The 18358-nt window shown below is 71.4% G+C and carries 18 protein-coding genes and 1 riboswitch; of the genes, 4 read left to right on the top strand and 14 right to left on the bottom strand.

Features of this window, described 5'->3' with window-relative positions; translation table 11 throughout:
• Positions 1–93: 93 nt before the first annotated feature.
• From KVT45_RS35650 to KVT45_RS35605, 10 genes are all read right to left on the bottom strand, one after another.
• Positions 94–1185: a hemolysin family protein gene (locus tag KVT45_RS35650; protein WP_217553306.1), complete on the bottom strand. Its 1092-nt coding sequence runs from the start codon at positions 1183–1185 to the stop codon at positions 94–96.
• Positions 1182–2510, bottom strand: coding sequence for a hemolysin family protein (locus KVT45_RS35645; RefSeq protein WP_217553305.1), 1329 nt, complete (start codon positions 2508–2510; stop codon positions 1182–1184). Before KVT45_RS35645 ends, KVT45_RS35650 begins: the two co-directional genes overlap by 4 nt.
• A 256-nt stretch (positions 2511–2766) precedes the next feature.
• Positions 2767–3222, bottom strand: a complete 456-nt coding sequence (locus KVT45_RS35640) for a PH domain-containing protein (protein WP_217553304.1) — start codon at positions 3220–3222, stop codon at positions 2767–2769.
• Between the two features lie 13 nt (positions 3223–3235).
• Positions 3236–4084 (bottom strand): ATP phosphoribosyltransferase, encoded by an 849-nt coding sequence (hisG, locus tag KVT45_RS35635; RefSeq protein WP_217553303.1) that lies wholly within the window; start codon positions 4082–4084, stop codon positions 3236–3238.
• 46 nt (positions 4085–4130) lie between these two features.
• A complete protein-coding gene (locus tag KVT45_RS35630; RefSeq protein WP_030946750.1) occupies positions 4131–4403 on the bottom strand; it encodes a phosphoribosyl-ATP diphosphatase in 273 nt (90 codons plus the stop codon).
• A gap of 34 nt (positions 4404–4437) precedes the next feature.
• Complete coding sequence (gene ribH, locus KVT45_RS35625; protein ID WP_217553302.1) at positions 4438–4923, bottom strand: 6,7-dimethyl-8-ribityllumazine synthase; 486 nt, start codon at positions 4921–4923, stop codon at positions 4438–4440.
• Positions 4924–4971: 48 nt separating this feature from the next.
• Entirely contained in the window at positions 4972–6264 is a 1293-nt protein-coding gene (locus tag KVT45_RS35620; protein ID WP_217553301.1) for a bifunctional 3,4-dihydroxy-2-butanone-4-phosphate synthase/GTP cyclohydrolase II, read from the bottom strand.
• Positions 6261–6902, bottom strand: coding sequence for a nicotinamide riboside transporter PnuC (pnuC, locus tag KVT45_RS35615; RefSeq protein ID WP_217553300.1), 642 nt, complete (start codon positions 6900–6902; stop codon positions 6261–6263). The genes KVT45_RS35620 and pnuC overlap by 4 nt, the downstream gene beginning before the upstream one ends.
• The gene (locus tag KVT45_RS35610; RefSeq protein ID WP_217553299.1) at positions 6899–7504 is read right to left on the bottom strand and encodes a riboflavin synthase; all 606 of its coding nucleotides are present in this window, start codon (positions 7502–7504) and stop codon (positions 6899–6901) included. The genes pnuC and KVT45_RS35610 overlap by 4 nt, the downstream gene beginning before the upstream one ends.
• A 156-nt stretch (positions 7505–7660) precedes the next feature.
• A riboswitch (FMN riboswitch) is annotated at positions 7661–7791 on the bottom strand.
• Positions 7792–8040: 249 nt separating this feature from the next.
• Positions 8041–9312: an ROK family transcriptional regulator gene (locus KVT45_RS35605; protein ID WP_217553298.1), complete on the bottom strand. Its 1272-nt coding sequence runs from the start codon at positions 9310–9312 to the stop codon at positions 8041–8043.
• A gap of 122 nt (positions 9313–9434) precedes the next feature.
• On the opposite strand from KVT45_RS35605, the gene KVT45_RS35600 reads away from it, so the two are divergent.
• On the top strand, positions 9435–10649 hold the full coding sequence (locus KVT45_RS35600) for an MFS transporter (protein ID WP_217553297.1): 1215 nt from the start codon (positions 9435–9437) through the stop codon (positions 10647–10649).
• On the opposite strand, the gene KVT45_RS35595 is transcribed toward KVT45_RS35600, so the two are convergent.
• Positions 10609–11067: a thioesterase family protein gene (locus KVT45_RS35595; protein ID WP_217553296.1), complete on the bottom strand. Its 459-nt coding sequence runs from the start codon at positions 11065–11067 to the stop codon at positions 10609–10611. The genes KVT45_RS35600 and KVT45_RS35595 overlap by 41 nt on opposite strands.
• An 86-nt stretch (positions 11068–11153) precedes the next feature.
• Complete coding sequence (locus tag KVT45_RS35590) at positions 11154–12413, bottom strand: alginate lyase family protein (RefSeq protein WP_217553295.1); 1260 nt, start codon at positions 12411–12413, stop codon at positions 11154–11156.
• Between the two features lie 132 nt (positions 12414–12545).
• Between KVT45_RS35590 and KVT45_RS35585 the strand changes: the two genes are divergently transcribed.
• From KVT45_RS35585 to KVT45_RS35575, 3 genes are all read left to right on the top strand, one after another.
• The gene (locus tag KVT45_RS35585) at positions 12546–13925 is read left to right on the top strand and encodes a uracil-xanthine permease family protein (protein WP_217553294.1); all 1380 of its coding nucleotides are present in this window, start codon (positions 12546–12548) and stop codon (positions 13923–13925) included.
• A 123-nt stretch (positions 13926–14048) separates the two neighbouring features.
• Positions 14049–14735 (top strand): DUF5995 family protein, encoded by a 687-nt coding sequence (locus tag KVT45_RS35580; RefSeq protein ID WP_217553293.1) that lies wholly within the window; start codon positions 14049–14051, stop codon positions 14733–14735.
• 95 nt (positions 14736–14830) lie between these two features.
• Positions 14831–15760, top strand: coding sequence for an LLM class F420-dependent oxidoreductase (locus tag KVT45_RS35575; protein WP_217553292.1), 930 nt, complete (start codon positions 14831–14833; stop codon positions 15758–15760).
• Between the two features lie 9 nt (positions 15761–15769).
• Here KVT45_RS35575 and KVT45_RS35570 read toward each other — a convergent pair whose 3' ends face one another.
• Positions 15770–17482, bottom strand: a complete 1713-nt coding sequence (locus tag KVT45_RS35570) for an NAD(P)/FAD-dependent oxidoreductase (RefSeq protein WP_217553291.1) — start codon at positions 17480–17482, stop codon at positions 15770–15772.
• A 61-nt stretch (positions 17483–17543) separates the two neighbouring features.
• Positions 17544–18332: a carbon-nitrogen hydrolase family protein gene (locus KVT45_RS35565; protein ID WP_217553290.1), complete on the bottom strand. Its 789-nt coding sequence runs from the start codon at positions 18330–18332 to the stop codon at positions 17544–17546.
• Between the last annotated feature and the right edge of the window lie 26 nt (positions 18333–18358).

The following is an 18358-nucleotide window of genomic DNA, read 5'->3' as shown; positions in this document are numbered from 1 at the left end:
CGCGGCTGGATGAGACGCGGCTGGGCAGCGCCCCGTCAGGGGCGCGGGGAACTGCGCGACCAGCCCCCACGCACCCGCAGCCGAACTACGACCTCACCCGGCCATGACCTCCTCCGGCTCCCCGCTCGCCCTCGGCTCCGGAGTTCTCGGCGGTGTTGTCGGCCGATCCCGGTGTGCCGGGTCCGTCACCTCGCCGACCAGCAGCTCCAGGACGTCCTCCAGTGCCGCCAGGCCCAGCACCCTGCCGTTCGCGTCGGCCACCTGGGCCAGGTGGGTCGCCGCCCGGCGCATCACCGTCAGCGCGTCGTCGAGGGGCAGCTCGGCCCGCAGCGTCGTCATCGGCCGCCATATCTGCTGCGGTACCGCCCGGTCCGAGTCCTCCAGGTCGAGTACGTCCTTCACGTGCACGTAGCCCATGAAGGCGCCGGACTCGGCCGCGACCGGGAACCGGGAGTAGCCGGTGCGCGCGGTGAGCTCGACGATCTGCCCCGGGGTGACCGACGGCGGGACCGTGATCAGGGACTCGCGGCGCAGAAGCACGTCCGTCACCGGGCGGGAGCCCAGTTCCAGCGCGTCCTCCAGGCGCTCCTGCTCCTCGGGGTCGAGGAGACCCGCCTGGCCGGAGTCCTCCAGGAGCCGGTTGAGCTGCTCGCTCGTGACGACGGCCTCGACCTCGTCCTTCGGCTCCACCCGGAAGAGCTTCAGGATGCCCTGGGCGCAGGCGCCGAGGGCGACCGTGATCGGCCGGCACACGCGGGCGAACGCCACCAGGCCGGGGCTCAGCCACAGCGCCGCCTTCTCCGGCGCCGCCATCGCGAGATTCTTCGGCACCATCTCGCCGATGACCAGGTGGAAGAAGACGACCGCGGCGAGCGCGAGCACATAGCCCAGCGGGTGGATCATGTCCTCGGGCAAGTGGACGGCCTCGAACAGCGGCTCCAGCAGGTGGGCCACCGTGGGTTCGGCCACCGCGCCCAGCGTCAGCGAGCAGACGGTGATGCCGAACTGGGCCGCGGCCATCATCTGCGGGAGGCGTTCCAGGCCGTAGAGGACCTGGCGGGCCCGGGCCGTGCCCAGGGGCTCGATCTGGCTGCGGCGGACGGAGACGAGGGCGAACTCGGCGCCGACGAAGAAGCCGTTGGCCAGTACCAGCAGCGCGGCGAAGAACAGTTGGAGGATGCTCATCGGGTGGCCTCCGCGACGGCGGGGGCGGTGCGGACCAGGCGGACCCGTTCCGCGCGGTAGTGGCCGACCCTGCGGACCGACAGCCGCCAGCCGGGCAGCTCCGCCCGGTCGCCCGGCGCCGGGATGCGGCCGAGCAGGTCGGCGACCAGGCCGGCGACCGTCTCGTACGGACCCTCGGGCACGTCGAGGCCTATCCGCTGGAGGATGTCGACACGGACGCTGCCGTCGACGTCCCAGGCGGGCTTGCCGTCCTGGGCGGGGGCGGCGGCGAGTTCCGGTGCGTCCGGGCTGTCGTGCTCGTCGCGGACCTCGCCGACGAGCTCCTCGACGATGTCCTCCAGGGTGACCACGCCGGCCGTGCCGCCGTACTCGTCGACGACGACCGCGATGGGCTGCTCGGAGCGCAGCCGGGCGAGGAGCGGCTGGACCGGGAGGGTCTCGGGGACCAGCAGGGCCTTGCGGGCGATGCGGCCGACCGGGGTGCGCAGCCGGTCGTGGACCGAAACGGCCAGCGCGTCCTTGAGGTGGGCCATGCCGACGATCTCGTCGATCTTCTCCCGGTAGACCGGGAAACGGGACAGTCCGGTGGCCCGGGTGAGGTTGACGACGTCCTCGGCGGTCGCCGTGTCCTGGAGCGCGCTGACCTTCACCCGGGGGGTCATGACGTGCTGGGCGGTCAGTTCGCCCAGGGACAGGGTGCGGACGAACAGGTCGGCCGTGTCCTGTTCCAGCGCGCCGGCCTGGGCGGAGTGCCGGGCCAGGGAGACCAGTTCGCCGGGGGTGCGGGCGGAGGCCAGCTCCGCGGCGGGTTCGACGCCGAGGGCGCGGACGAGCCGGTTGGCGACCGTGTTCAGCGCGGCGATGACCGGGCGGAACAGGCGGGAGAAGCGGGCCTGCGGACCGGCGACGAAGCGCGCGACCTGGAGGGGCTTGGACACCGCCCAGTTCTTGGGCACGAGTTCGCCGATCACCATCTGGATCGCCGAGGCGAGCAGCATGCCGACCACGACGGCGATGCCGGAGACGGCGCCGTCCGGGAGGCCGGTCGCGGTGAGCGGGCCGCGCAGCAGCTCGGCCAGTGCCGGTTCGGCGAGCATGCCGACGACCAGGGAGGTGATGGTGATGCCGAGCTGGGTGCCGGAGAGCTGGAAGGACAGCTCCTTCAGCGACTCGACGACCGTACCGGCGCGCTTGTCGCCGTCGGCGGCGGCCTTCTCGGCCTCGGGCCGCTCCACCGTCACCAGGCCGAACTCGGCGGCGACGAAGAAGCCGTTGGCGAGGATGAGCAGGAACGCGGCTGCCAGGAGCAGCAGGGGGGTGGTCATGATGCCGCCGCCTCCGAAGCTTCGCGGACTCCGTGAAGGCGGTCCGCGGTATGTCGGGAGGGGGCGGCGCAGGTACTACAGGACGATCCGTCCATCGCCGGAGAGGGTCACTCCTCGGGTAGCAGGAACCCCTGTGCGCCGGGCGCGCGACAGGGGTGGAGGCGGGACGTGAAAAGCCTCCGCCAACAGATTAATCAAGACAGGGGCCGATACGGCAGGGGCGGCGGCCCGGAGACGGCCCCGAAGTTGCGTGATTTCAGCCCTGATGCTGTTCGGGGTCGTGGATCGGGTGGGCCTCGGCGAGGGCGCGCAGGGCCTTGGCGTCGGCGATGGCGCGCTGCTTGGCGATGCCCGGCTGGATACCGAGGGCGGGCAGGCTGGTGCCGTCGCTGAGGTCGAGGAACACCCACGGGTCACCCGGGCGGAGGTTCACCTGGAGGATCTCCGCCCACTCCAGGCGCCGTTTGCCGGCGATGTTCACGACGGTGACCCCGGACTCGTCGGCGACCACCTTCACCCGGGCCAGCCGGGCCAGCACCCAGAAGATCAGCGCACCGGTGACGACGAAGCTGAGCTTCTCCCCGGGGCCCAGCTGCTCAAGGAGCAGTGCGACCCCGGATATGGTGGCGAAGATCGCGACGCCTGCGGTGAGCAGGATCACGCGGGTGAGGCCCGGCCGGAAGGTGACGGGCAGGGAAGGAAGCTCGGACATCTCGCGCGGGGCCTCAGAGGCGGCAGGCGTGGATGGCCGTGGTCAGGATGGCGCGGGCGCCGATGTCGTACAGGTCGTCCATGATCCGCTGGGCGTCCTTGGTGGGGACCATGGCACGGACGGCGACCCAGCCCTCGTTGTGCAGCGGGGAGACGGTCGGCGACTCCAGGCCGGGGGTGAGGGCGACGGCCTTCTCCAGCTGCTCGACACGGCAGTCGTAGTCCATCATCACGTACGTCCGAGCGACCAGGACGCCCTGGAGGCGGCGCAGGAACTGCTGGACCTTGGGCTCCTCGGCGTCGGCACCGGTGCGCCGGATCACGATCGCCTCGGACTTCATGATCGGCTCGCCGAAGACCTCCAGGCCGGCGTTGCGCAGGCTGGTGCCGGTCTCGACGACGTCGGCGATGACCTCGGCGACGCCCAGCTCGATGGCGGTCTCGACGGCGCCGTCGAGGTGGACGACGGAGGCGTCGACGCCGTTGTCGGCGAGGTGCTTGGCGACGATCCCCTCGTAGGAGGTGGCGACCGTCTTGCCCTTGAGGTCCGGCAGGCCGTTCGCCTCGCCGCGCTTGGAGGCGAAGCGGAAGGTGGAGCGGGCGAAGCCGAGCGGCAGGATCTCCTCGGCGTTGGCGCCGGAGTCGACGAGCAGGTCACGGCCGGTGATGCCGATGTCGAGGCGACCGGAGGAGACGTAGATCGCGATGTCGCGGGGGCGGAGGTAGAAGAACTCGACGTCGTTGACCGGGTCGACGATGCGGAGTTCCTTGGACTCCCGGCGCTGCCGGTAGCCGGCCTCATGCAGCATGTCCGCCGCAGGTCCTGACAGGGAACCCTTGTTGGGGACGGCGATGCGCAGCATGAGGTCGGCTTCCTTCGCTTCGAAAGGGGGGTTGTCTGAAAGGGTTTTACAGGTGGGCGTAGACGTCGTCCAGCGAGATGCCGCGGGCGACCATCATCACCTGGACGTGGTAGAGCAGCTGCGAGATCTCCTCGGCGGCCGCTTCCTTGCCCTCGTACTCGGCGGCCATCCAGACTTCGGCGGCCTCCTCGACGACCTTCTTGCCGATGGCATGGACCCCCTTGCCGACCAGTTCTGCGGTGCGGGAGGTGGCGGGGTCGCCGTGGGCGGCCTTGTGCTGGAGCTCGGTGAAGAGCTCCTCGAAAGTCTTGTTGGACATGGTGAGCGCCAGACTACGCCAATCGCCGCGTCGCTCAGTGCCAGGGTTCAGATACTGAGCGGAGGGTGGCCGCCGTGGCCACCGCCGCCGTCACCGCCTCGTGGCCCTTGTCCTCGTTGGAGCCCGCGAGACCGGCGCGGTCCAGGGCCGACTCCTCGTCGTCGCAGGTCAGCACGCCGAAGCCGACCGGGACGCCGGTCTCGACGGAGACCTGGGTGAGGCCATGGGTGACGCCCTGGCACACGTACTCGAAGTGCGGGGTACCGCCGCGGATGACGACACCGAGGGCGACGATCGCGTCGTAGCCGCGCCCGGCGAGGACCTTGGCGGTGACCGGGAGCTCCCAGCTGCCGGGGACCCGGAGCAGGGTCGGCTCGTCGATCCCCAGGTCGCGCAGGGCGCGCAGGGCGCCGTCCACCAGTCCGTCCATCACCTTCTCGTGCCACTGGGACGCGATGACGGCGACCCGCAGGTCGCTGACATTGCGTACGGACAGTTCAGGTGCACCCTTGCCGCTCACGTCTCTCCTCAGTGCTGTTTCTCTCATGGTGGCCGCAGGTGGCCACGGTTACTGGTTGCCGCAGGCCGCCACGGCCGGGGTGTCCAGCCAGGGCAGGTCGTGGCCCATCCGGTCCCGCTTGGTGCGCAGGTAGCGGAGGTTGTGCTCGCCCGCCTGTACGGGCATCGGCTCGCGCCCGCTGATCTTGAGCCCGTGGCTCAGCAGCGCGTCGCTCTTGTCGGGGTTGTTGGTCATCAGGCGGACGCTGCGCACCCCGAGGTCGGCCAGGATCTGGGCGCCGGCGCCGTAGTCGCGGGCGTCGGCGGGCAGGCCGAGTTCGAGGTTGGCGTCGAGGGTGTCGCGGCCGCGCTCCTGGAGTTCGTACGCGCGCAGCTTGGACAGCAGCCCGATGCCCCGCCCCTCGTGTCCGCGCAGGTAGACGACGATGCCCCGGCCCTCGTCCTGGATGCGGTCCAGGGCGGCGTCGAGCTGGGGTCCGCAGTCGCAGCGGGCGGAGCCGAAGACGTCCCCGGTGAGGCACTCGGAGTGGACCCGGACCAGGACGTCCTCGCCGTCGCCGATCTCGCCGTGGACGAGGGCGACGTGCTCGACGCCGTCGGTGGTGGAGCGGTAGCCGTACGCCGTGAAGGTGCCGTGCTTGGTGGGCAGGTTGACCTCGGCCTCGCGGCGGACGGTGGGCTCGGCCGCGGCCCGGCGGTAGGTGACCAGGTCCGCGATGGAGATGATCGTCAGCCCGTGCTTGCGGGCGAACGGGATCAGCTCCGGAAGACGGAGCATCCGGCCGTCCTCGCCGGCGATCTCCACGATGGCGCCGGCCGGGCGCAGGCCCGCGAGGCGGGCGAGGTCGACGGCGGCCTCGGTGTGGCCGTTGCGGACCAGGACACCGCCGGGCCGGGCGCGCAGCGGGAAGACATGGCCGGGACGGACCAGGTCCGTCGGCTCGGCCTGGCCGCTCGCCAGCAGCCGGAGCGTGGCGGCGCGGTCGGCGGCCGAGATGCCGGTGGTGACGCCGTGCGCGCCGGAGGCGTCCACGGAGACGGTGAACGCGGTCTTCATCGACTCGGTGTTGTCACCGACCATCTGCGGCAGCTGGAGCCGGTCCAGCTCCTCGCCCTCCATGGGGGCGCAGATCAGGCCGCGGCACTCGCTCATCATGAAGGCGACGATCTCGGGGGTGATCTTCTCGGCGGCGACGACGAGGTCGCCCTCGTTCTCGCGGTCCTCGTCGTCGACGACCACGATCGGCCGGCCGGCCGCGATGTCGGCGATGGCCTGCTCGACCGGGTCGAGGGTGAGGTCCTCGACGCCGTCGGTGCTGTACAGGATCGGTGCCGCGGTCATGCGGGTGCTCCTTCCAGAGCGGGCCGCGAGCCCTCGCGGGAGCGCAGCCACCAGTCGCGCAGACCCCACAGGACGAGCGCGCCGTAGATGACGTAGACGAAGCCGGAGAAGGCGTAGCCGTTGGCGAAGTTGAGGGGGACGCCGACCACGTCGACCAGGAGCCAGGCGATCCAGAACTCGACCATGCCGCGGGCCTGGGCGTACATGGCGACGACGGTGCCGACGAAGATGTAGGCGTCCGGCCAGGGGTCCCAGGACAGGGACGGGTAGGCCTTGAAGAGCAGGGCGACGGCGACCGTGCCGGCGGCCGCGGCGGCGACCATCGCGCCGCGCTCACGCCAGGTGGCGAAGCGCGGGACGATGTGGCCGTCGCCGGACTCGCCCTTGTTGCGGTTCCACTGCCACCAGCCGTACAGGGCGACCGTCATGACGACGACCTGCTTGCCGGCGCTGCCGGCGAGGTGGCCGTAGAAGGCGATGAACAGGACCAGGCCGGAGAGGAACTGGACCGGCCAGGTGAGCAGCGAGCGGCGCCAGCCGAGGGCGAGGGTGATCAGGCCGAGGATGTTGCCGATCATGTCGGACCAGATGATGTGCTGGCCGAGGAGGGTGAAGGCCTCGGAGTTCAGCCAGTTCACCGGTCCGCTCCCTGCGTGTTCGCGAGCAGCCGCTCCACGTACTTGGCGACGATGTCGACCTCGAGGTTGACCGGGTCGCCGGGCTGCTTGCGGCCCAGGGTGGTCAGGTCGAGCGTGGTGGGGATGAGGCTGACGGTGAAGTAGTCGGGGCCGGCCTCGACGACGGTGAGGCTGATGCCGTCGACCGTGATCGAGCCCTTCTCGACGACGTACCGCGCGAGGTCGGCCGGGAGCGAGACCTTGACGATCTCCCAGTTCTCGGAGGGCGTGCGCGCCAGCACCTGACCGGTGCCGTCGACGTGGCCCTGCACGATGTGGCCGCCGAGGCGGGAGCCGACCGCGGTGGGGCGCTCCAGGTTGACGCGGGAGCCGACGTCCAGGGCGCCGAGGGAGGAACGCTTGAGGGTCTCCGCCATGACGTCGGCGGTGAACTCGTCGCCCTCGTGCTCCACGACGGTCAGACAGACGCCGTTCACGGCGATGGAGTCGCCGTGCTGCGCGCCCTCGGTCACTACGGGACCACGGAGCCGGAAACGGGACGCGTCGCCGAGGTTCTCGACGGCGGTGATCTCACCCAGCTCTTCGACGATTCCGGTGAACACTTCCCGGGTCCTCCTGCCTCAATAGGGCACGGACTCCGGGGCCTGTCGACGGACGACAGAATGTACGGACAAACACACCGGGGGCGACGCCGACAAGGCCCCGCCCGCGAGGGACGAGACCAGATACGGCGGCGCGCACACGTACATGCTCGCCCGCCGCGCACTGCCTCCCATCCGGACTTTAACCGTCGGTCCAGGAATTTCACCTGGTCAACCGGCCGCTGGAAGCGGACGGGTCGCGGACTGTAACCGCCGGTTCGGAGTTTCACCGACCCCGGAGTGCGCTGCTTCTGGTACACGGTCAGTGTGCCACGCCCGATCGTGGTCCATGCAAGGGGACCGTGTGGGGTGCCTCACAGCTCACGCCGCTGGACTTCCCCGACGGACCGCCGTGTACGCAACTGGCGCCCGGACCAGGGCTCTTGACTCTGATTCACACCTATTGACCCCACTGGTCTAGTCCTTTTAGGGTTCGAGCGGACCCGGTGGCGGTGACGACGGCCCTTGCCCGTCGCCGGGCCCGCCCAACGCGGGCGTCAGCGGGCCGGCGCCGCGAAGAGTTCGTCCTGGGCACGCTCTCGGGCGGTGAGCAGGGCGCCGCGCAGGACGGCCGCGCCGCCCAGGGTGCTCGCCCGTACCTCGGTCGCCAACGGCGACATACCGCGGAGTCGCGCCTCGACGCGGGTGGCGAGGGCCGCTCCCCCGGCGGGGCCGATCTCGCCGCCGAGGACCACGCAGCCGGGGTCCAGGATCGCAACGACGGCGGCGACGCCTACGGCGATGCGGTCGGCGAGGGCGCCGAGGAAACGGGCGTGTGCCGCGTTCGGTCGAGGGTCGGCTGCGGCGCCGTCGTGGCTGGTCGCGCAGTTCCCCGCGCCCCTTTGGGGCGCGACAGGGGCGCCGCCGACAGTCAGGCGGGCCGCCTCCTCGACCACGCGGTCGGCAGACAGATCCCCCGGCCCCATCCCGCACTCCCGCGCCAACTCCACGATCGCCGCCGCCCCCACCAGTGAGTGGTAGCCCCCGGAGCAGTCCGTCGCCGATGGCAGTCCGGGCGTGCCCGGCACCGGCAGGAAGCCGATCTCGCCCGTGCCGCCGGAGGCGCCCCGGCGCAGGCCGCCGTCGAGGACGACGGCGGCGCCGCAGCTGTCCCCCAGCCAGAGCAGGACGAAGGTGTCGCGGTCCCGGGCGACGCCCTCCCGCTGCTCGGCGAGGGCGGCCAGGTTGGTCTCGTTCTCGACGCTGACCCGGGCCTGCGGGAAGCGTTCCTGGAGGGCGGCGACCAGCCGGCGGTGCCAGGCGGGCAGGCCGGCCGAGTCGCGGAGCTCGCCCGTGGCCGGATCGATGAGCCCGGGCGCCCCGATGCCCACGGTGTGCAGTTGCCCCCCGTCCCCGGACGCCCCCGCCTCCTTGGCCGCGCGCTCCACCAGCTCCACCGCCCGCTCCACGGCCGCCGCCTCCCCCGCCTCCGGCGCCACCGGCACCGACCCGTCGGCCAGCACCCGCCCCACCAGGTCGGAGACCAGCACCGAGACGCTGTCGGTGCGCACGTCGAGGGCGGCCAGACACGCCCGGTCGGCGACGATGCCGTACAGCCGGGCGTTCGGCCCCCGGCGCTGCTCGCCCGACTCGCCGACCACCGCGATCAGACCGGACGCGGTGAGCCGTTCGACGAGGTCGGCGACGGTCGGCCGGGACAGCCCGGTCAGCTGTTTCAACTGCCCTGCCGTCAGCGGGCCTTCCTCCTGGAGCAGGCTCAGCGCGAGCCGGTCGTTGATGGCCCGGGCGGTGCTCGGTGATGCGGGCATGACGGGCATCCTCCCAGATCCTCATGGCCCAGGACGGCCACATAACTCTCTATCTATCAGGCAGGGTCCCTGATAGTTTACGGCGGGCAGTGGGGCGGTACCCGGCCGGGAGGGGCAGGACCATGAAAGACGTGGGTCGCGAGCAGCACGAGGTGAAGCGCGCGCGGTACGCCGTCGCGGCCGTGTTCACCGTGCACGGTGCCGTCACCGGCTCGTTCGCGACCCGGGTGCCGTGGGTCCAGGACCATGCCTCGCTCAGCGCCGGGCAGTTGGGCTTCGCGCTCGCTTTCACGGCGTTCGGCGCCTCGTGCTCGATGCCGCTGGCCGGCCGGATCAGCCACCGCTTCGGCAGCCGTACGGCGCTGCGCGGACTGATCGCCATGTGGACGCTGGCGCTGGTCCTGCCGTCGCTCGCCACGAACCTGTATCTGCTGTGCCTGGCGATGTTCGTGTACGGCGCGAGTGCGGGCATGGCGGACGTGGTGATGAACGCGCTCGGCGTGGAGATCGAGCGACTGCTGGACAGGTCGATCATGTCGGGGCTGCACGGCATGTGGAGCGCGGGCACCCTGGTCGGCTCGGCCGCGGGCACCCTCGCCGCGCATCTGGGCACGGACGCGCGCGTGCACTTCGCCCTGGCGGCGGCCGTCCTCACCGTGCTCGGCGTACTGGCGGCCGGCTTCGTCCTGGACGTCCGGGCCGGCGAGGACGAGGAGCCGCCGCCGCGGTTCACGCTGCCGCCGCGGTCGGCGCTGCTGATCGGCACGGTGGGCTTCTGCGCGGTGTTCGCGGAGGGGGCGAGCCTGGACTGGTCGGCGGTGTTCCTACGGGACCGGATGGACAGCTCGGCGGGGCTCGCGGCGGCCACCACCACCGGGTTCATGCTGGCCATGGCGGTGGCCCGGATATGCGGGGACGCGGTGGTGAACCGCTTCGGCGCGGTCCGCACCGTGCGTGCCGGGGGCGTGCTGGCCGCGTTCGGCGGGCTGCTGGTGGTCCTCGCCGGGCAGCCGGCGGTGGCGATGACCGGGTTCGCGCTGATGGGCCTCGGCATCGCGGTGGTCGTACCGCTGTGCTTCGCGGCGGCCGGGCACGCCGGGCCGAACCCGAGTCAGGCGATAGCGGGCGTGGCGACGATCACCTACACCTCGGGCCTGATCGCACCCAGCCTGATCGGCGGAATCGCCCAGGCGACCAGTCTGGTGGTGTCGTTCTGCCTGGTCACGGTGTTGGCGCTGGGGCTGGTGGCGTTCGCGGGCGTGCTACGCGCCGGGGCGCGGGGCGGCCGCCCGGAGGTCAGCCCGCAGGCCTCAGCAGTTCCTGACCCACGGCCCTGAACGTCTCGCTCCACGGCGCGGGGCGCAGGGTGGCCGCGTCCAGCCGGACGAGCACCCGGGTGCCCTGCGCGTAGGTGGTCGCGCCGTCCGGCGAGCAGAAGCGGAAGCCGTAGGTCAGGCCGGTGGTGCCGAGCCGTTCCAGCCAGAGGTGGACGGCGTAGGTGCCCGACCTGGTGACCGGCGCCTCGTAGCCGATGCGCAGTTCCCTCACCACGTTGCAGGCGTCCCCGGCGGTGGCCCAGTCGCCGTCGAAGCGGACGCCGTGCTCGCGCCAGAACTCGGTCCAGGCGCGCTCCACCAGCAGCGGGTAGCGGGCGTTGTGCAGCATCCCGAGCGCGTCGAGGTCGTCGAAGTGGACGCTGACCGGCAGCAGCCGGCCGTAGGAGAGGGCCGGGGCGGGCAGGGCTTCGGCGGTCACGGGTGGGGCTCCTGAGCACTGGACGAAGCGGTGGGGACACTCCATCCTAAGCGGACGCTCAGGAGCCCCGGCCGGGGAGGGGCCGGTCAGCCCGCGATCGAGTCCAGCTGCTCGGCGGCCGGCCGCAGCGCCCAGAGGTCACCGCCGGGCGGTGTCTCCAGCCTCCGTACCGCCTTCTGGGCCGCCTTGTCGCCGGCGTCGGCCGCCGCGTGCACGACGTCGCTCGCCGCGTAGCGGTGGAACTCCAGCTCCGGATACGGCCAGGCGGCCGCACCGGTCGCGGCCGGCAGCAGGTAGTCCACGGCCTTGAACAGGCTCTGCCCGGCCGGCCCCTGATAAGTCCACAGGTTGACGCCGACGTGCCGGCCGATGGCCGCGAGCCGGGTGTAGGCGACCAGGTCGAAGGTCGAGTAGTGCCAGCTCCTGGTGCGGGCCAGCTCCTGCGGCTGACTGCCGTCCCCCGCGACCTGCGGGTCGATCCGCTTCGCCCGCGCGTCCAGCACGGTCTGCCTGGCCAGCGCCTTGTCGCCGGTCGCGTAGGCGAGGGCGGCGAGCTGCATGTCGTAGAAGGTGCCGTGGTTGTTGGCGGCGGCCCCCTCCTCCTTGCCGAAGGCGCTGTTCTTCAGCCAGCCGAGGAAGTCCGTGTTCCAGCTCCGCATCCCCGCCCGGTCCCCGGAGCTCCAGCCGGGCGCCCCGGTGCCGAGGATCGCCAGCGCGTCGACCACGCTCGTGTACGACTGGGAGAAGTCGATGATCCCGATGGCCCGGCCGTCGTACTTGCACGGGATGAACTGGGCGTGGTTCAGGTTCGGGTTCATCCGGGTCGCCGGGTCGAGGAACCAGGTGCGCAGGATCTGTCCGGCCTTCTCGGCGTACTCCCGCCTGCCGGTGTAGTACCAGGCCAGGGAGAGGTCGTACGTCGAGTCGAAGACCTTCTCGACGTCCTGGCGGTCGGTGCCGCTGTCGACCTCGGGATTGCGCTGGCCGTCACGCTGGACGTAGGGGCAGCCCCAGGGGTTGCCGGCGGTGGGTGCGGTGGTGGGCCACCAGTAGGGGGCCTGGCTGAGGTAGTCGTGGACGTCGCCGCCCGGGGCGGGCTTGGGCTTGTCGACGACCGTCCAGGGACCCTGGTCCAGCCAGGTGTCGGCGCGGGTCGTCAAGTCGCCGAGCGCGCGCCGCAGTTGCGGGTCGCCGGCGCGCAGTTCGGCCTTGGTGCGCTGGAGCCGGGCGCCGTCGAGGACGGCGGTGTCCGGGGCCTTGGTCGCGGCATGGGCGGAGGGGACGAGGACCGCTCCGAACGCCACCAGGGCCGTCAGCACAACGGCCGCGCGGGATCTTCCACTCATCGAGCACTCCGATCAACGTGAAATCAGATATGTGAACCCAGTTCATGAGTAGGACCGTGCGAGCGTAGAACCACCAGGTAGCCGTGACAATGGTTCGGACCGTCTTCACGTACAAAGAAAGCGAAGCCCACCATGGATCTCGGCGTGCGCTGGAAACTGCACGGCGACGGGCGCACGCCCGCGCCGGGAGCGGTGGTACGCCCCGACGAACGGCTCTCCTGGCCGCGCACGGTCGGGCTCGGCGCCCAGCACGTGGTGGCCATGTTCGGCGCCTCCTTCGTGGCGCCCGTTCTGATGGGCCTGAACCCCAACCTCGCGATCATGATGTCCGGCGTCGCGACCGTGATCTTCCTGCTGGCGACCCGCGGCCGGGTGCCCAGCTACCTGGGCTGCTCGCTGTCCTTCGTCGGGGTGGCCGCCGTCATCCGCGCACAGGGCGGCACCAGCGCCACCGTGACCGGCGCGGTCTTCGTGGTCGGCGTGGTGCTGTTCCTGGTGGGTGTGGCCGTGCAGCGCTTCGGGGCGCGGATCATCCACGCCGCGATGCCGCCCATCGTCACCGGCGCGGTGGTGATGCTGATCGGCTTCAACCTCGCGCCGGTCACCGCCTCCACCTACTGGCCGCAGGACCAGTGGACCGCCCTGCTGGTGATGTCGTTCACCGGTCTGGCCGTCGTCTGTCTGCGTGGTTTCTGGTCACGCATCGCGATCTTCCTGGGCCTGGTCTTCGGGTACGCCCTCTCCTGGGCCCTGGACCGGATCTTCGGCAGGATCCACTCCATGGGCCCCGGCGGCAAGGTCACCGACCACTGGCGCCTGGACCTCTCCGGCGTCGGCAGGGCCGACTGGATCGGGCTGCCGTCCTTCCACGGCCCGTCCTTCCAGTGGTCCGCGATCCTGGTCGCCCTGCCCGTCGTCATCGCCCTGGTCGCCGAGAACACCGGGCACATCAAGGCGGTCGGCGAGATGACCGGCGACCCGCTGGACGACAAGCTCGGCACCGCGATCTCGGCCGACGGCGTCGCCTCGATGCTCTCCACCGCCGTGGGCGGCCCGCCCAACACCACCTACTCCGAGAACATCGGCGTGATGGCCGCGACCCGCGTCTACTCCACCGCCGCCTACTGGGCCGCCGCCGGCTTCGCGCTGCTCTTCGGCGTCTGCCCGAAGTTCGGCGCGATCGTGGCCGCGGTCCCGGGCGGGGTCCTCGGCGGCATCACGGTCATCCTCTACGGCATGATCGGCCTGCTCGGCGCCCAGATCTGGCTGCACGCCGAGGTCGACCTGCGCAACCCGCTGAACCTGGTCCCGGCGGCCGCCGGCATCATCATCGGCGTCGGCAACGTGAGCCTGAAGTTCACCGACACCTTCTCCCTCAGCGGCATCGCCCTCGGCACCCTGGTGGTCATCATCGGCTACCACGCCCTGCGCGCCCTGGCCCCGGCCCACCTCAAGCGCCAGGACCCGCTCCTCGACGAGGGCGCCAGCTCCTACGACGACACCCAGGCGTAGGCGGGCGGTGCCTCGTCCCGCGCGGCGCGCTCCCCGCCCCGTGCGGCAGGTCCGTTCCCCCGTTCCGGGGAAGCGCCGGGCCCGTCGGCGCGCGCGTCGGCCCGGGGCTGGGACCCTTCCCCCATGGCGCAGTTGGAACACTTCACCGCTCCGGTCGGCACCGTCGTCGCCCGGATGCGCGCCCTGGACGCGGACCTGCCCGAGCGCGACGGCATCGCGGTCTTCAACCGGGTGTACCTCGCCGTCACGGAGGAGGTCGAACGGCGCCTGGACGCGGGCCGGTTCACGGACCCCGGGGCCGCGGCCACCCTCGACGTGCGGTTCGCCGAGCGCTACCTGGCCGCCGTGGCCACGGAGGCGGCGGGCCGCCGACCCCCGGCCTGCTGGCGGCCGTTGTTCCAGTTCCGCCGGCATCCCGGGGTACGCCCGCTGCAGTTCGCGCTGGCCGGCATCAACGCGCACATCGGGCACGACCTGGCGCTGGCAGTGGTCGACGCCTGCCGCACGCTCGGCTGCGAACCGGCCGACCTGGAGGACGAGTTCGACCGCGTGGGCGACCTGCTCGTCTCGCTGGAGGAGCGCATCCGCGAGGATCTGATGCCGGGGCCCGACGTGCTCCAGATCGCCGATCCGCTGACCCATCTGCTCGGTTCCTGGAGCCTGGAGCGGGCCCGGGACGCGACCTGGTCGGCGGCTCGGGCGCTGTGGGCACTGCGCAGGTTCGAGGACCTGGTCGAGGAGTTCACCGAGCGGCTGGACGCGGCCGTGGGTCTGGCGGGCCGCATGCTGCTCACACCGCTGCGCGACTGACGGATCCGATCAGGCCAACCTCTGCGGAGCCGTTTCCCGCTCCACCGAGATAACGTTAACTTGATTGCGCAATCAATTACCAAGGAGCGCATGCCATGACGACCCGGCTCGGAATCGGACTTCCGCAGAATCGGCAGTACGACCTCGGCAAGGACGTGCCCGACGTGGCACGGGCCGCCGAGGACATCGGATACGACAGTCTCTGGGTGTACGAACGGGCCCTGTTCCCGGAACCCCAGACCCAGCCGCTGTACGGCGTCCCGGGCCTGCCCTGGCCCGACGCCTACCGGGGCGTGGCCGAGCCGCTGGTCACGCTGGCCCTCGCGGCGGCGGCCACCGAGCGGGCCGAGCTGGGCACCGCGGTGCTGGTGGCCCCGCTGCACATCCCCTTCCAGCTGGCCAAGTCCCTGGCCACGCTGGACGCGGCGAGCGGCGGCCGGGTGGTCGCGGGCCTCGGCAGCGGCTGGTCCCTGGACGAGTACGCGGCCCAGGGAGTCCGCCCGTTCGAGGAGCGCGGCAAGGTCATGGACGAGGTGATCGAGGTGTGCCGGGCGGTGTGGGGCCCGGACCCGGTGGTCTACGAGGGCCGGATCACGAAGATCGCCTCGGCCGTCGTCGGTCCGAAGCCGGCCCGGCCGATCCCGATCCTGGTGCCCGCCAACACCCCGCGGGCGATGCGCCGGCTCGTCGACCACGCCGACGGCTGGCTGCCGTACGCCGACGGCCCCGATCAGGTGGCCGCGAGCCTGCGCCGGTTGCAGGAACTCGCCGCCGAGCGGGGCCGCACCCGGCCGCTGCGGACGGTGGTGCGCGTGAACCCCGACTACACCGCCAAGCGGTTCGAGGGGCCGGACCGCCGGCCCTTCCAGGGCGATGTCGAGCAGATCGTCGCCGATCTGATGGAGTACTCCGAGATCGGTCTCGACGAGTTCCTGGTCGACGTCTCGTGGGCCGCGCGGGACGCACAGGAGCTGAAGGACGTGGCCGCCGAGGTGTACTCGGCGGCCCGGGCGGCCGGCTTCTGAAGGGCTCGCTCAGTCCTCGGGGAGCTCGACCGGCGCGATCTCGTCGTAGACGTCACCGGGGCCGGGGTTCGCCGCGTCGGTCTCGCCGCCGAAGTGGTGCATGACGCCCCAGACCGCGTTCAGCGCGGTCTGGACGGCACCCTCGGCCCAGCCCGCCGTCCAGGAGATGTCGTCGCCGGCGAGGAAGATGCCCCGCTTGTCCGCGGGCAGCCGGTCCTGCATGAAGTGCGTGAACAGGCGCCGCTGGTAGCGGTAGTGGCCGGGCAGGTTGGCCTTGAACGCGCCCATGAAGTAGGGCTCGTTCTCCCAGGAGACGGTCACCGGGTTGCCGATGACGTGCTTCCTGATGTCGACGTTCGGGTAGATCTCGCCGAGCGACTTCAGCATGACCTCCATCCGCTCGTGCGCGGACAGCGGCAGCCACTTCAGACTGTCGTCGCACCAGGTGTAGGAGAGGCAGATGACGGCGGGCTTGTCCGGGCCGTCGTCGAGGAGGTAGGTCCCGCGCGTCATGCGGTCGGTGAGCGTCATCGACATGACGTCCCGGCCCGTCGGATTTCCCCTGTCGTCGACGGCCTTGTCGAGCCAGAAGGGCCGGTCGACGGGCACGAACAGCTTCGAGGACTCCATGTAGTGGGTGCGCTCGATCGCGGTCCAGTGGTCGATCGGGAAGAGCGAGTCGTCGCAGGCGATCTTGGAGAGCAGCATCCAGGACTGGGCGGTGAAGATCGCCGCCTGGTAGGTGCGGATGTCGCCGTTCGCGTCCGTCACCGTGATCCGGTTGCCGGTGGTGCGGTGCAGCCGGGTCACGGCGGGGCGGGGCGCGCCGTTCTCGTGCAGTTTCGCGAGCGACGTCCCGTACGCCCAGTGCACGATCTTCTCGGGCTCGCGTTCCCAGAGCCGCAGCGGCAGTTGCTGGGAGCCGCCGACGATGCCGCGGTGGTGGTCGTCGGCCTCGGTGTAGACGACCCGCAGGATCTCCAGGATGGAGTTGGGGAAGTCGGTGTCCCAGCCGCCGGTCCCGAAGCCGACCTGGCCGAAGATCTCGCGGTGCCGGAAGGACTTGAAGGCCTCGGAGTCGCAGAGGAAGCCGTAGAAGGTCTGGTTGTCGAGCTTCTCGACGAGCTTCGCCCAGATCTCGCGGATGCGCGGCACATCCCGCTCGCGCATCGCGCGGTTCATGTCGGAGAAGTCGGCGCCCTCTGCCAGGCACTTGTTCCAGGCGGCGGCGACATCCCGGTAGACCTGCGGGAGATCGTCGGCCGTCTCGGCGTAGTGCGACTCGCCCTTGAGGTCGACGACGGTCGAAGGGGTCGCCTCCGCAAGGGGGTTGGGGAAGGGCCGGGTCTCCAGGTCCACCAGGTCGATGTAGTGCTGGAGGGCGGTGGAGGAGGGCGGGAAGCGCATCGCGCCCATCTCGGCGGTCAGCGAGGGGTCACAGCCCTCGAAGCCGACGGTCCGCAGCCGTCCGCCGATCTCGTCGGCCTCGTAGACGACCGGCTTCAGGCCCATCTTCATCAGCTCGTACGCGGCCACGATGCCGGACAGACCGCCGCCGATGACCGCGACCTCGGTGCCGTGCCCGGTCGCCGGGATCTGGCCGAGGCCCGCCGGGTGGGCGAGGAAGTCGTCGTAGGCGTACGGGAAGTCCGGGCCGAACATGGTGATCGGCGGCTGCTGTTCGTCGGCGTGCTCGACGGCGTTGGGCACCGTGGACGTCATGGGGTACGGACTCCTTGCGAAAAGCTGAAAGAAGAGCGGGGAAAGAAGAGCCGGGGGGAGGTCAGGCCAGGGACCCGTAGAGGCCGGGGCGGCGGTCCTTCAGATACGGGTTCGCCTCGCGGGAGGCGGCGAGGAGGGCGGGGTCGACGTCGGCGAGGACGAGTTCCTCACCGCGGCCGGCCCGGGCGCGGGCGACCCCGTCGGGTCCGGCCAGCGCGGACAGCCCGAAGAACTCGAACTCGCCTTCCTGGCCGACGCGGTTGGCGTAGGCCACGTACATCTGGTTCTCCCAGGCCCGCACCGGGACCAGGGACTCGGCGACGAGCTCGAACGGGTGCATGTTCGCCGTCGGGACGAGGAGCAGGTCGGTGCCGGCCAGGGCGTGGGCGCGGACGAGCTCCGGGAACTCCACGTCGTAGCAGATCATGATCCCGACGGTGAGTCCGTTCAGCTCCGCCTGGACGACCGGCTGGTCGCCCGGGGTGAAGTGGTCCCGCTCGAAGCCGCCGAAGAGGTGGGACTTGCGGTAGTTCGCGAGCCGGGTGCCGTCGGCGGAGATCAGCTGGGCGGAGTTGTGGACGGCGTCGCCGTCGCGCTCCGGGTACCCGTAGGTGATCGCCAGGCCGTGCCGGTGGGCCAGCTCGGCGATCGCGTCGGCGCTGTCGCCGTCGGCGGGCTCGGCGAGGCGGGCGATGTCGTCGCCGATCGCGTAGCCGGTCAGGAACATCTCCGGGGCGACCAGCAGCGCGGCGCCCGCGGCGGCGGCCCGGCCGGCGGTCTCGTCGAGCACCTTGAGGTTCTCGACGGTCGAGCCGGGGCGGCCGGAGCTCTGGAGCAGGGCGGTGCGCATGCGGGTCCTCACCGGGTGCGAAGGGG

The sequence above is a fragment of the Streptomyces sp. GbtcB6 genome (assembly GCF_019091475.1).
Classification (GTDB): domain Bacteria; phylum Actinomycetota; class Actinomycetes; order Streptomycetales; family Streptomycetaceae; genus Streptomyces; species Streptomyces hyaluromycini.
The sequence above is the reverse complement of the archived record's forward strand: the minus strand, read 5'-3'. Positions and strand labels throughout refer to the sequence as shown.

Coding starts and splice junctions, on each gene's coding strand:
- KVT45_RS35600 (WP_217553297.1), top strand. CDS start 9,435: ATGAAAGACGTGGGTCGCGAGCAGCACGAGGTGAAGCGCGCGCGGTAC.
- KVT45_RS35620 (WP_217553301.1), bottom strand. CDS start 6,264: ATGACCGCGGCACCGATCCTGTACAGCACCGACGGCGTCGAGGACCTC.
- KVT45_RS35650 (WP_217553306.1), bottom strand. CDS start 1,185: ATGAGCATCCTCCAACTGTTCTTCGCCGCGCTGCTGGTACTGGCCAAC.
- KVT45_RS35575 (WP_217553292.1), top strand. CDS start 14,831: ATGACGACCCGGCTCGGAATCGGACTTCCGCAGAATCGGCAGTACGAC.
- KVT45_RS35590 (WP_217553295.1), bottom strand. CDS start 12,413: ATGAGTGGAAGATCCCGCGCGGCCGTTGTGCTGACGGCCCTGGTGGCG.
- KVT45_RS35640 (WP_217553304.1), bottom strand. CDS start 3,222: ATGTCCGAGCTTCCTTCCCTGCCCGTCACCTTCCGGCCGGGCCTCACC.
- KVT45_RS35580 (WP_217553293.1), top strand. CDS start 14,049: ATGGCGCAGTTGGAACACTTCACCGCTCCGGTCGGCACCGTCGTCGCC.
- KVT45_RS35605 (WP_217553298.1), bottom strand. CDS start 9,312: ATGCCCGCATCACCGAGCACCGCCCGGGCCATCAACGACCGGCTCGCG.
- hisG (WP_217553303.1), bottom strand. CDS start 4,084: ATGCTGCGCATCGCCGTCCCCAACAAGGGTTCCCTGTCAGGACCTGCG.
- KVT45_RS35645 (WP_217553305.1), bottom strand. CDS start 2,510: ATGACCACCCCCCTGCTGCTCCTGGCAGCCGCGTTCCTGCTCATCCTC.
- KVT45_RS35585 (WP_217553294.1), top strand. CDS start 12,546: ATGGATCTCGGCGTGCGCTGGAAACTGCACGGCGACGGGCGCACGCCC.
- KVT45_RS35570 (WP_217553291.1), bottom strand. CDS start 17,482: ATGACGTCCACGGTGCCCAACGCCGTCGAGCACGCCGACGAACAGCAG.
- KVT45_RS35630 (WP_030946750.1), bottom strand. CDS start 4,403: ATGTCCAACAAGACTTTCGAGGAGCTCTTCACCGAGCTCCAGCACAAG.
- KVT45_RS35565 (WP_217553290.1), bottom strand. CDS start 18,332: ATGCGCACCGCCCTGCTCCAGAGCTCCGGCCGCCCCGGCTCGACCGTC.